This is a genomic window from Mesorhizobium sp. (genome assembly GCF_004962925.1).
GTDB lineage: Bacteria > Pseudomonadota > Alphaproteobacteria > Rhizobiales > Rhizobiaceae > Mesorhizobium.
Window position 1 is genome coordinate 19,503 of record NZ_SUEO01000014.1, and the last position, 12,844, is coordinate 32,346.

The window sequence follows — 12,844 nt, forward strand, 5'->3', positions numbered from 1 at the left end:
CTCGAACGCCATCATTGGTGGGGAGGCAGGCTCGTCTTCCAACAGTTGCCGCAGTTCCCCTGGCTCGAATGCCATCATCGGTGGGGAGGCGGGTTCATCCTCCAGCAGCTGCCGCGGCTCTTCCTCGTGCGGCAAGCGCCTCCTTAGCCGGTCTTGCAGCGCCTGCCGATCGGCAACGAGGTTGTCGAGGGGCAGCGGCTCGTGGTCTGGCCGCTGCCCTTTCACCAATCGTTCAACCAGCGCCCACGTGCCCTCCAGGACAAATACGCCGCAATCATAATGGTTCGTCTGTCTAGCCATGGGGGCTGGCGCCAAGGTAGCATTCAGCAGTCCTGCGAGCTGTTTTGCAGGCACGTCGTTATATCCCTCTCGCTGGAGGGAGTCGTAGTGATAGGCGAACCGCCTTTCGGGGTCGCGGCGATCAACGAGCAGCAGCGACCAATGGGTGCCGGGGCTAGTAGCCGTGCCATTATTCACTGGCAAGAACAGGAAGTCGGCTGTGGCGTTGTTTTGATTATAGATGGACTGCAATATGCCTCGAGCGTCTTGCGGCGACGTGTGTCGCAGTAGATGGGATACGGAAGGATCCACCAGCCGAGTCCTGGCAGCGAGCGCCGGATTGATCCCCTGCAGTTGCCCCTCCAGCAAATTGTAATCTCTCTGGATATGGGCGTCGCTCAGCCATTCGGCGGCGCCGAGCACCCGCCCCGTTGCAACGTTGGACGGGGCTGTCGGATCGAGCGCCCCGATCTGAGCCCCAGAGGAACTGGTCGTCAGTGTGGTCACATCAACCAGTGGAAGGCCGCGGTAGGTGCCTGGCAGCTTAGCGGTTGCTGGCGAGGCGGGTTGGGGAGCTCTTGCCGGTGCCGCTGGCCCAGCTTCAGCAGCGGCCCCAACGCGCCTGGTGACTGCGTCTGCCGGATGAGCAGCAAGGACAGTTTCGCGCCCGAGCACAATGCGCGGCAGGATATCCCGGAGGTGAGCCAATGCAGAACCGATCCTTAGCCTATTACCATAGGAGACAGCCTTGAAGCTCTCAACATCTTTATCCAGCGATTTGTCGTGAATCCGAGCCGCAATCCCAGGCTTGTTATTTTGACGCAGGTACTGGCTAAAATGTCTAAGAAAAGTTGTATAGCCGCCCACGGTATCTGGATTCCGTCCGGTCGCAGGCGCTGCCAGGTACTCCTTGGTCGAAGCGGCTCTGTAATCTCTAATGAGCTCGGCATCGTCAGGATAGGGGATCACGACAGGGCGACCCATAATCGGGGCTCCGCCTGTCGACTTCTTGAGGTAACGCAGTGCGCCAGCCACGGTGGAGGAACCACCCGTACTCTCGTACTCCTTGAGATCCTGATCCAGCGACGAATGGTAAAGCCGAGCAGCAAACCCTGGCTTGTTGTTTTGAAGGAGCCACCGACTAAAGCCGAAAAGAGAATTTACATTGTAAGTGACCGTGTTCGCGCTGGCCTTACCCGCGTGGAATGCTGCCCTCAGCCCTTCGATAGCGGTCGCATCGTTGGAATAGACAGGACGCTTGTCGGAACCGTTGGGGACTACAATTGGACGATCCGGCTGCACTGTCGAGGGCATCGACCCACCACCTCCGGGATGCGGTGCTGGGGTGGATTCGTGCTCATCCCTCTGCCTGACGAGCTGCGCCTCACATTCCGGTGTAGCCACCTTATGAGGATCCTGCATCGGTTCGATCCCCTCCATCTCCTGCTGCAACCAAGCCAAAGCTTGGCGAGCGGCGGCTTCATCAACCGCGGAGGATGTCTCCACACCTCTGGCGGACGCCGGCAGAGCCTGCTCCGCCCGCCGTCGAAAGAGCTCTGGCGAGGCGGATTTCTCCGCCCACAATCTGGGCTGCGTAGCGAGTCCCCGTCCAGATTTATGTGGCACCGCCTCGCTTGGCAGCGGGCTGCTCCTGTCCCGTGCAGCTACCAGCCCCTCCGGGGCGCCCTGGTCGCCGTGGCGCCAGTTCAAGTGAGGGACGGCCTCTCCAAAGTCGGGTGCTTGGTGTTGGTGCGCGGTTGGGGCGAGAGACAATGGTAGATCGGTGCCCTCCTTATAACCTACCGGCAGGAGCTCCTCTGGCCAATCGAATCCCTGCTGTGGTGCGGTATGCTGAGCAGCGTCGCCACGGGGACGAGCCTCCATGCTGACCGCGTTTTCCAGATGACCTCCGAGTATAACGCGCGGCGGGTGCTTGCGGAGATAAACCAGTGCAGATTCGATCGGAGCTCCACGATTAGAGGAGGCGGCCTTGTAGCTCTCAACATCTTTATCCAGCGATTCATCGTAAATCCGGCCCGCAATCCCGAGCTTGTCATTTTGACGTAGGTAATGACTGAAATGGTTAAGAGCAGTTGCGTAGCCGCTCGCGGATCTGAAATGTCTAGTGAGCGCGGCGTCGTCAGGATGGGGGTTCAGGACAGCGCGACCCACAATCGGGGCGGCTCCGCCTATCGACTTCATCAGTTGACGCAGTGCGCCAGCCACGGTGGAGGAACCACCCCTACTCTCGTACTCCTCGAGATCCTGGCTCAGCGACGGATGGTAAAGCCGAGCAGCAAACCCTGGCTTTTTGTTTTGAAAGAGCCAACGACTAAAGCCGAAAAGAGAATTTGCGCTGCGAGTGACCGTGTCCGGCCTGGCTTTACCCGCAAGGAGTGCAGACTTCAGCCCTTCGATGGCGGTGGCATCGTTGGAATAAACAGGACGCTTGTCGGCACCGTCGGGGGCCACAATTGGACGATCCGGCTGCACTGTCGAGGGCATCGACCCATCGAGATGCGGCGCTGGGGTGTATTCGTGCTCATCCCCCTGCATCGCGAGCTGCGCCTCCCGCTCCGATGTACCCACCTGATGGGCAGGGAGTTGCATCATCACGCGAGCGCCTGAGTCACCAACCTGACCTGGTTGCCGCTCAGTGACAGCATGCTGCAGATTGCTTTGGATCCTCTGCCTCTTCGTTGGTCTCAACTCACCTTTGCCATGCGAGCCATTGACGAGGACATCCTCGCCTGGTGCACTCATCAACTCATCCGCCGCCTGCAATTCGCCCAAGTGCTGCTCAAAACCGGCTTGGCCGGCCTGTCCGCTTGCTCGTGCGGTACGGCGTGCTGCACCTGCAGCCAAGCTGCTACGATGAATGTCCAGTTTGTACGGGTGCACGCTATCCTCACTTCCACAGATCACATGAGCAACCTACTCAGGCAAGCTTTCGAAAGGCTGACGAGGTCCGCCGCCGCGGAAGGCGAAGGCTGGTTTTCTGCTCAGCGGTTGACGGCCTAGCGTGTTGCGGCCGCGCCGGGTATCACGCCAATCAATCTGAATAGTCGATGCGTCAAAATCTTTTCCTGCCTTGATGAGTCGATCGGCAAGCTGGAACGAGCAAAACGGATCGACATTATCATCCATTTCGCCGACCGCGATCATCAGCTTGCCCTGCAGCCTGTGAGCATTGTCAACGGCGGAGGATTGCGAATATTCAATGCCGACCGGCCACCCCATCCACAGTTCGTTCCACCAGGTCTTGTCTATCCTGTTGTCGAAGCAGCCGTTTTTGGCGACGGCGACCTTGTAGAAATCGGGGTGAAAGAGCAGCGCGCTGACTGCACTGGCCGCCGGCGGATGCGCCAAAAATGCCGACGTTGGATATGTCGTACCATGGATATTGCGCGGCCGCCGCCTTGTGCCACAGAATGCGATCGGGAAATCCTGCGTCCTTCAGATTCTTCCAAGCAACATCATGGAAGGCGCGGGAGCGGTTGTTGGTGCCCATGCCGTCGATCTGAGCAACGACGAAGCCCAGCTGCGTGAGCGGCTCTGTCCACCGCGAGAAGGATTTTGGGACGAAGGAGCCGTGGGGTCCAGCATAGATATTCTCCACAACCGGGTATTTCTTCGTCGGGTCGAAGTTGGCTGGCAGGTGGAGCACGCCCCAGATGTCAGTTTTGCCGTCGCGCCCCTTGGAATGGAAACTGAGCGGCGGCTGCCAGCCTGCGGCGACGAGCTCGGAAATGTCGGCCGTCTCGATCTGCTGGAGCTTGGCATTGTCGCTGGCGCGGTAGAGTGCCATGCGCGGGGGCAGATCGATGCGTGACCAGAGATCGACATAATAGCGCCTGTCAGGCGAGAACTCGATATGGTGGTTGGCCGGTTCGGGCGTCAGTGCAGTCAGTCCCTTGCCGTCAAAGCCGATGCGGTAAGCATGGACCCAATAGGGGTCCTCCTGCGAGTTCATCCCGCTCGCCTCGAACCAGATCTGACGCTTGACCGGATCGACATGGTTGACCCTCCGGACGACCCACTCACCTCGGGTGATCTGGTTTTCGAGCGCGCCTGTCCGGCCGTTGAAAAGATACAAATGCTCATACCCGTCGCGCTCTGATGCCCAGATGATCTCCTTCCCGTCATCGACATCGTAACGGAAGATTTTTCCGGCATCCTCCTGGCCATGCCCCAGCGGCAAATAATCAACGAATGTCTCGCTGGTCTCATCGATCAGGGAGCGCCCGCGGCCCGAGGCGGCGTCTACCTCGACCAGGCGATAGAGCTGATGCCCGCGCTGGTTATATTCGAAAGTGAAGCCGCGGCTGTCCGCCCACCACCGGAGAGGGGAAAGTTCGAAGACGTTCGAGAAGAGGGCACCGTCAATCACGATCTGGCGCCGGCCGGCAATGTCGAACAGGACTGGCTGGGGCAGCGGAAGGACATCGCCCGGCCTGGGATAGAATATTGTTGAATATTCCCGCTCCAACTGGTCCGTCGAAGAATTGAGGTAGCGGACCTCTCGCCTATAGCCGGGGCGAACAAGGTAAGCGGCGAGGTGGCGCGAGTCCGGCGACCAGCTCAGCGTCGAAAAGACGTAGCAATTGCCTTCGGCTCCGTCCCGGCTCAGAGGAACATCCTGCAATCCGTCCTCGCTGCGCAGGAAAACGTTGCAGTTCTTGATATAGGCGATCCATTTGCCGTCGGGCGACGCGTTGCTCTTGTCGGGGTTGTTCTCCGCTGGCGGCGTGTAGCGGTGGCTGAGCTCCCTACGGTCCCCTTTCCTTGCATCGAATGTGGTGCTGGTACAGTCATAGCTTGCAAGGTCGCAGCTCCACCGGGTGTCTTCAATCTGGAAGTCGAGCCTGCGACCATCCTCACTCAGTTCGAAACGGTCGAACGGAAGATTGCCGGCTTGATAGCTCTCATGGCTCACCTTGTTTAGCGCTGCCGCCAGACGCGCCTGATCGAAAGCGGGCCGCTTGAAACCCGTGGCAGCATCGACCTGCATGAACTGCTGCTCGCCGTGGCTAGTCCGGCGGTAGACGAAGGCTTCACCCCCGGTCAGCCAGAAAGGCATTTTGGGGACATTGACAGTGAGCCCGCCATATCGATCGTTGATCGTAAGTGCGCGCTTGAAATCGGCCGGCGCTAGCGTCGGGTGTAAACTCTTCGAACCCTTGGCCAGCGTCTGAGTTGCCGATCGCCATGCCGCGCGCGTCAAAGCGCCGATCCTGGACATACCTGTTCACTTCTTTCGGTTTTCGGAATGCTAATTTTGAAGTTGGGTTCTCGTCGCCGGTCTGCAGCAGCGCCGAGCGTCGCCTTGGAGGAGAGCCAGCACGCGGGTGCAGCCAGGCACGCGCAACAGGGGCGCTCCTTGGACATCCAGGCACTGGTTCGGGTGCCGATTGAAGAGTTGGCGTCCGCCGCCGAAACAACCAGGAAAGAGCGTCCATGCAGCCCTGACGCGACTATTTCCCCGCGAGTATGGCCGCTTGCTTTTCTGCATCATCTGAAAGGTCCTGCTCTAGTCGGGCCGGATGTCACCCCGGCAGAAATCATTGTGCTATTTCGACAATCTCCGAGCGATTGCCGCCGGCCCATGACGAGGTTTACCGATAGGGCGCAATATGCGTGCCAAAGGAAAAGCGGTTTAAATACACGGCGATCCGCCTATGTCGCATCCCCAACATCGTCGCACACCGGACAATGCCGGACGAAATTGTCCCGGGGCGTCAAATTGGTTTGATGGTGACCCAAGGAGTTCTGGCTTATCTGAGGCGTTCGGCCTTTTTCGAAAGCCGGACTCTTCGCGCGTTTCCGACGGCCCGAAGCGCCTGATCAAAGCTGACGGCATTCCCGGGTCTTGGCCTTGCCACAGCAGCACCTGCTGCATCAATTCCGACGGACGCTGTAGAACACCTGCAACACACGGCCCGCAGCAATTTCTCCGGCGCAACGCTGGGGCGACCGCCTTTGGCACTGCAGGCGTACATGCCGGAAAGGATGCCGTCTAGCCGCACCAGCGCTCCATTGATCATCAGCCGGTGCGGGCACCAGGATGACCGGCTGGAACGAAATCTTCCAACCGCTTCATCGTGAACAGCTGCTCCATGAACACATCGCTCCCGTCAATCGAGCCGTCTCGCCAGCGGGATCAATAGTCTGTCTTTGGCGTAGGTAGTTCAGCAGCCTGCTGTTAGCGTGCGGACGACGCCGACATCAACCGGCGGACAAATGCGACGAGGGCAACAAGCGCGCCTGACGCAACGCCGCCAGATCAGCCGAGCCGGTGCAGAAGCAGGCGACGGCCAACTGGCGGATGACGATCTCGAAATGCGCGACAACGGCCTCGGTGGACACTGTCGCCGCGCCCAGCACGCTGGCCGCCTGCCCGGCGATGTCCGCGCCCAGGCGGATGGCCTTGGCCACGTCGACGCCATCGCGGATCCCGCCCGACGCGATCAGCTTCACCATTGGCAGCGCCCGACGCACCGCCTGCACGCTGGTCAGGGTGGGAATCCCCAATCGGCGAACGACATCGCCACTGCACGGTCGGCGGCATTGCGGGCGCGCTCGCCCTCCACTGCGGCCCAACTGGTGCCGCCGGCGCCGGCGACATCGATTACCGCCACGCCCGCCTCGACGAGCGCACAGGCCACCGAGGCGGACAGGCCCGCCCCCACTTCCTTGGCCACGATCGGCACGCCCACGATGCGCGCGGCGCCAGCGATCAGCGCCAGGACGCCGCGCCAGTCGCGGTCGCCCTCCGGCTGTACCGCTTCCTGCAGCGGATTGAGATGGACGATGAGCCCATCGGCCTCCAGCGCGTCCACCGCGCGACGCGCCAGGTCCAGGCCGTCGGCCTCCCGCAGTTGCGCGGCGCCGATATTGGCCAGCAAGGGAATGTCTGGCGCCAGGCGGCGCAGCGCGCGCGTTAGCCCCTGGGAGTTGCGGCAGGCTCACACGCTGCGAACCGCACATGGCGATCCCCAAGGCTTGCGCTGCCTCGCTCAAATGCCGGTTGATGGCCTCGGCCCGTGGCATGCCGCCGGCCATAGAGCTGATCAGCAGCGGCGCCCGCATAGCCTTGCCCAGCAGCGAGGCGCGCAGGTCGATCTGCGTCAGGTCCAACTCGGGCAGTGCGCAGTGTTCGAAATGGATGTACTCCCAGCCAGCGGCCACCGTGGCCGGCGCCGTTCGCCGATCCAGCACGATGTCCAGATGTTCGTCCTTTCGCCGGCTCAGGGCGGTGTCGCTCATGCTCGCTCCATCCGTAGCAGCGGGCGACGGCGTTGCGTCGGATCGAACCGACGGCAGCGCGCCCAAGCCGCCGCCTCCGGCGCGTTCAGGCCGACGCACGCTGGCCTCCCCCTGCAGCGTCGCTGCGGTAGCGGCTGGTCGAAGTCTGGTAGTACTGCGCGCGGATCGCCGCCATCGCCTCGATCAACGGTCCCCACGGCGCGGGAAAGCATTCTTCCGCCATCACCCGGTGCAGCATGCGCGTATGGCCGGCCAACTCGTCGTTGAGGAACTCAACCACAGGCATAGCCGGATAGCGCTGCAGAAGCAGGATCGCCGCGTTATCGCCAGCCGACCTGTCCTTGTCGCGTCCATGCAGATCGTTCTGCAGGCGCCCTATCACTGAGATGAGCCGCAGGACCTGGCGAAACGCTGGACGCGCGCGCAAGGTCGCCATGTCCAGCCCCCACAGCAGCGACAGGCAACAGAACACGTTCCCGTAAGCGATCGAATCGATGCCGTTGTGCAGGTACTCGGCGTAAGACCAGCGTCGCGCCCCTGCCGCCTGCGCGTGTCCGGCGCGCAGCGCCGCGCAGTAGCACCGGGTATAGTCGAGAAGCCGAGCATAGTCGCGACGATCGTAAGCGAGCGCAGCCAGCGAAGCGCGCAGCTGAGCGCAGCCCTCGAATCCGGAGAGCACGCACGGTACGCCGTGCCCCAGCGCCTGCTCCACGGCGGCGAGCTGCTCCGGCGCGATCAGGCCAACGTCGTTGCAATCGTCTAGCCAGAACAGCAGCGCCAGTTCGCGATAGAACGCCACGATCCGCGTTTCGTCCTGCGGATCGCGGCCGGTGCGGGCGCTGGTGTCGCGCAGGCTCGGGTGAATGCGTTGCAGGATATACTGGCCGCCCCTTACCGCTTCCTCAGCATGCTCATCCGCGAAACCGGTCAGGGCACGCCCCCACTCAAGCACCTGCTGCAGCGCGCGTTCGGTCTGGATCATGGCGCCGCCCCTGCTCCCTCGGCTACGACGCGCCGCCCCCAACGAAGCGCCAGCCACAACCCGGCGAGACCGCATCTCCGCGCCATAACGGCGATCGCGAAGTTATCGATCCGATTGCCAGTTGCTGATGCAAGCTCTTGTGAACGGCCGTTTGGAGCCGGCCCGCAGCCTCGCCGGCAGTATCGAGCAATCCGCTTGCGCCGGCTCGCCATAGCAGGCGAGGACGGCAAGGTCGCCGGCGGCAAACGCACGCGAGCACATTGCAAGCGACATCCGCGAACGCGGCGCCGACTGGTCAGCCTCCGCCTCGGTGCCCGCATATGTCCGCGAGTCGAGCAGCGCCTTCGCCACGAAATGAGCAGAACGCCTTACGAGCATCGACCGCCGGCTGCTGCGCATGCGCGATGATGAGGCATGGTCTCGCAGCGGACCCGTTCCGACAGATGCTGCACCAGGGACGAGGCGACCTTATCCAACAAGGCACCACTTGCGCTGTTTGTGGAGACGAGCGTCGGCTGCATCCATGCGGCTGCTTGAGTGGTGAAGACTCTGAACGACGGTTCCTACGGCGCTGCCGGCGCAATCGGCTGCTTGGGGGACGCGTGACGCAGTCAAAGCTCCCCTTGCCAAGCACGGAGCAGGCGAGCGAGAGAGCAGATGAATAGGCGTGTCGCCAATATTTTCGCATTGCTCTAATCGATTATAGTTGTGAGGAGCAATTTGAGACCATTTACTTGCGGCTCAAGTCACCCATAAAAGAAGGCAAGCACCGATTCGGTAGCTTATCCCCTGTCTTTCGCGTACTCGCGGCCGTGGCGCCGGGTGAACGATTGAAGACCGCCGGTCTCACTCGCAGGTGGGTGCCAGGGCGTGGGGCGGTTGGCAAGCCACAGGAGTAGGACAATGTCGAAGGATTCGGGTAAGGGCGATAATCACGGCGGCGGACCGGGCAAGATCGAGATCACGGTGGTGGTGAACGGCCAGCCCACGCAGGTCGAAGCCAATCCCAACCAGCCGCTTCACGTCATTCGTACCAAAGCCCTTGAGAACACGCAGAATGTCGCCCAACCAGCCGAGAATTGGGAATTCAAGGATGAGGCCGGCAACTTGCTCGACGTCGACAAGAAGCTTGGCGATTTCGGTTTCCCGAATACTGTGACCCTGTTCCTCAGCCTGAAGGCGGGCGTCGCAGGTGCCTAAACCCCAAAGTGTGGATCCGGAGGTCTCCCGAGCGAAGTTTGATCGGGAGATCGGCCGGTTCCGGCCATATGCTGATGTCTATCGGGCTCAGGGCTGCTTCTTGATCGAGGCGACTTTTCCGCGCGCTTTCTTCATTTTCGCCAGCCCCAAGTTAAAGCCACGGGTGGTCAGCGCAGCGAGCGAGGTCGACTTCACCGACTACGACTTAAGACCACCGTCCGTGGTCTTCGTCGATCCGTTTACGCGTGATCCGATTGCCCGGAAAGATCTATACCTGAAAATGCTTAGACGTCCGCCGCTGCCCGGAACGCCGCCGGAGATGATAGGAGCTCTCATCCAGCAGAACGCCGTGCCGCTGACGGACTTCATCCAGGCCAACAGTCCCGAGGACGAACCATTCCTGTGCATGGCGGGCGTCCGGGAATACCACGACAATCCAGCCCATTCAGGTGATCCATGGCTACTTCATCGGGGTTCTGGCGAAGGCTGTTTGGCCTTCATCCTGGACAAGATCATCAAGTACGGAATCGTTCCTATAGAGCAGTTGCAGATTCAACTCCAACCGACAATCGTAGGAATGGTGGTATCCCCTCAGGCGATACAAGAATGACTGGTTTGAGAGATGTAACGATCGTGACTCTCCCGCGCGGCTGCATCTCGACCACGCATGGGCATCTGCGCTCAGTTGGTCGCGAGGGCAATGAGGGGATGGCACTTTGGGTCGGCGTTCAGGAAGACCGGCACTTTGCCGTAACAGAGACGGTTATCCCGGCGCAGCGTCACATTCGAACAAACGATGGCGTTTGCGTGATCGTTGCGGCCGAAGAACTGCACCGGCTCAATGTCTGGCTCTACAAAAGCGGCCTGAAACTCTTGGCCCAGATTCACAGCCATCCGGGCCGCGCCTACCATTCGACGACGGACGACGCTTATGCGGTTGCTACCACGGTTGGGTGTCTGTCGCTGGTGGTGCCGAATTTCGCCCGCGAGCCTTTCGATTTTGCTCGGGTCGCCGCCTATCGGCTTGACGAAAAGGCCAAATGGAATGCGCTCCCTCCCGCGGCACTGTCGCGAATGATCATGATATCGAGTTGAACAATGGCATTCGCTAACTTCATCGATCGCGCCGCCACGGCGGCATCTCAGGTCCTGGCCGATTTTCATCTGGGAGACTTCAAAGCAGCTCTTGAAAAGCAGGTCGTGGCAGTCGCCTTCGACCATCAGGCCGCTTCCTGCGCCGAAGGCCAGGCGACACTAGATCTTGCGGTGAGATTGCTCGCTAGGCTCTACCCGGTTCTGGCGATACTCCCGCTGGACAGCGCGGCGAGCTCTCAAGCCCAAGCGCTGGAGCGCTTGGCAAAGTCGATCAATCCAAAAGTCGGCATCCGGCGTTCCGGCAAGTCTGCCACCGTCTGCGTCGTTGCAGGGGTAACGCGCCCATCACTCCGGTGCCCGATCTTTTTCGTGGGATCGGACGGTTGGGCGGCAAAGCTGTCGCGTACGGACCCGGTGGGCTCTGGCCCAAGTCTGCTGCCTTATGGAGCTGGCGCCGCCAGTTGCTTCGGCGCCGCCAACGTCTTTCGAACTATCTTCGCCGCCCAGTTGACCGGCGCCGAGTTGGACGAAACCATCGACCTCTCGCTATGCAGCTACGACAAGACCAAAGCCGGGGAGCCTGGCCCGATCGACTTCCCAGTCGACCTTGGCGAAACCCACCTCGTTGGGCTCGGTGCGATAGGCCATGGCTCGCTTTGGGCGCTAGCGAGACAACCCGATCTCAAGGGTCGTCTGCATGTAATCGATCACGAAGCGATCGAACTCTCAAACCTGCAGCGCTACGCATTGGCTGGCCAGGCGGAGATTGGTATGTCCAAAGCGGTTCTTGCAGCCACCGCCCTTAGATCGACTGCCCTTGAGGTCGAGGCGCACCCTCTGACGTGGGCAGAATATGTTGCGCGCCGGGGCAATTGGGTCTTCGACCAAGTGGGTGTGGCGCTTGACACCGCCGCCGACCGTCTGGCTGTCCAAGGTGCACTGCCGCGATGGATCGCAAACGCTTGGACGCAGGAGCACGATCTCGGTATCTCCCGGCATGGTTTCGATGACGGCCAGGCTTGCCTTTGTTGCATGTACCTGCCATCCGGAAAATCCAAGGACGAGCACCAGCTGATTGCCGAGGAACTCGGAATACCGGAAGCACACGAGCAGGTGAAAACGCTCCTGCAGACCAATGCCGGAGTTCCCAACGACTTTGTAGTTCGCGTGGCTACAGCGATGGCTGTGCCGTTTGAACCGCTAGCCCCGTTTGTCGGCCAGCCCCTGCGCTCCTTTTATCAGCAGGCTATCTGCGGCGGTCTGGTGTTCCAGCTTAGCGAAGGAAGTCGCCGCGTTCGAACTGTGGTTCCGATGGCCTTTCAGTCGGTGCTTGCCGGGATTATGCTTGCCGCGGATTTGGTCAAACATAGTGCGGGGTTTCCCATGAGCCCGACGACGAGCACTCGGGTGAATCTTCTGCGCCCCCATGGCTCTCACTTGCACGATCCGAAGGCCAAGGACTCCAGCGGCCGCTGCATCTGTAGCGACGACGATTTCATTGCCGCTTACAGGCGCAAATACGGCGAGCCCGTTGATCAGGTAAGCGATGTCTCGGCCGCCTAAGCAGACGCGCACCTCTCCGTGGACGCAGGGGGCGCGGCTTGTGGGCGTGACCATGGGCGCCATTATGACACGCTTGGCCCGCTCCTTTGCCCGCCTATCGTCCTCCGCGCATGATCCCTGACACCTCCTTGCCGACGTGATGATCCAGCACCAGCCGCCATGGCACCAGAGGCTGGTCAAACCTCCGTTGTTGGCCGGTTTGGACAGTGCTGCATCAGGTCTCGACCGACGTCTCGACAGTCAGGGCTGCTTCGACGGGTGTGAAGATGTCAACATCGACCCCAGGCGCCCGAATCGTCACAATCAGGGCGTACCGAGCCAGAGCGTCGACGCGTTCCAGGTAAGGCTTCTCCTTCCACCAGCCCCCGACCGGGAACACGCCGATCGCGTCACGCTCGGCGAGATCGGCGGCGCTGCCCGACCAGAAATCGGCGTGCAACGAGCCGCGATCGCGGAAGG

The 12,844-nt window shown here is 61.2% G+C and carries 6 protein-coding genes and 4 pseudogenes; 4 read left to right on the forward strand and 6 right to left on the reverse strand.

Annotation, left to right across the window (positions count from 1 at the left end):
- The 5 genes and pseudogenes from E5W87_RS05595 to E5W87_RS05615 all read right to left on the reverse strand — a co-directional run.
- Positions 1–3,072 (reverse strand): Ulp1 family isopeptidase (locus E5W87_RS05595; protein ID WP_292394787.1); only part of this gene is annotated, 3,072 nt, incomplete at its 3' end.
- A gap of 279 nt (positions 3,073–3,351) precedes the next feature.
- Positions 3,352–5,521: pseudogene (locus E5W87_RS05600) on the reverse strand (DPP IV N-terminal domain-containing protein); the annotation flags it as partial.
- Between the two features lie 665 nt (positions 5,522–6,186).
- Positions 6,187–6,418: pseudogene (locus tag E5W87_RS05605) on the reverse strand (IS5/IS1182 family transposase); the annotation flags it as partial.
- An 86-nt stretch (positions 6,419–6,504) separates the two neighbouring features.
- Positions 6,505–7,545, reverse strand: a pseudogene (gene fni, locus E5W87_RS05610) (type 2 isopentenyl-diphosphate Delta-isomerase).
- 85 nt (positions 7,546–7,630) lie between these two features.
- Positions 7,631–8,527: a hypothetical protein gene (locus E5W87_RS05615; RefSeq protein WP_292394789.1), complete on the reverse strand. Its 897-nt coding sequence runs from the start codon at positions 8,525–8,527 to the stop codon at positions 7,631–7,633.
- A gap of 903 nt (positions 8,528–9,430) precedes the next feature.
- Here E5W87_RS05615 and E5W87_RS05620 point away from each other — a divergent pair.
- The 4 genes from E5W87_RS05620 to E5W87_RS05635 are packed head-to-tail and all read left to right on the forward strand — an operon-like array spanning position 9,431 to position 12,385.
- A complete protein-coding gene (locus tag E5W87_RS05620) occupies positions 9,431–9,727 on the forward strand; it encodes a DUF2604 domain-containing protein (protein ID WP_024505654.1) in 297 nt (98 codons plus the stop codon).
- Complete coding sequence (locus E5W87_RS05625; protein ID WP_091595799.1) at positions 9,720–10,337, forward strand: putative metal-binding protein; 618 nt, start codon at positions 9,720–9,722, stop codon at positions 10,335–10,337. The genes E5W87_RS05620 and E5W87_RS05625 overlap by 8 nt, the downstream gene beginning before the upstream one ends.
- A complete protein-coding gene (locus E5W87_RS05630; protein WP_091595801.1) occupies positions 10,334–10,822 on the forward strand; it encodes a Mov34/MPN/PAD-1 family protein in 489 nt (162 codons plus the stop codon). The genes E5W87_RS05625 and E5W87_RS05630 overlap by 4 nt, the downstream gene beginning before the upstream one ends.
- Before the next feature lie 3 nt (positions 10,823–10,825).
- A complete protein-coding gene (locus E5W87_RS05635; RefSeq protein WP_292394791.1) occupies positions 10,826–12,385 on the forward strand; it encodes an E2 ligase fold family C protein in 1,560 nt (519 codons plus the stop codon).
- 214 nt (positions 12,386–12,599) lie between these two features.
- Here the strand turns inward: E5W87_RS05635 and E5W87_RS05640 are convergent.
- Positions 12,600–12,844, reverse strand: a pseudogene (locus E5W87_RS05640) (hypothetical protein); the annotation flags it as partial.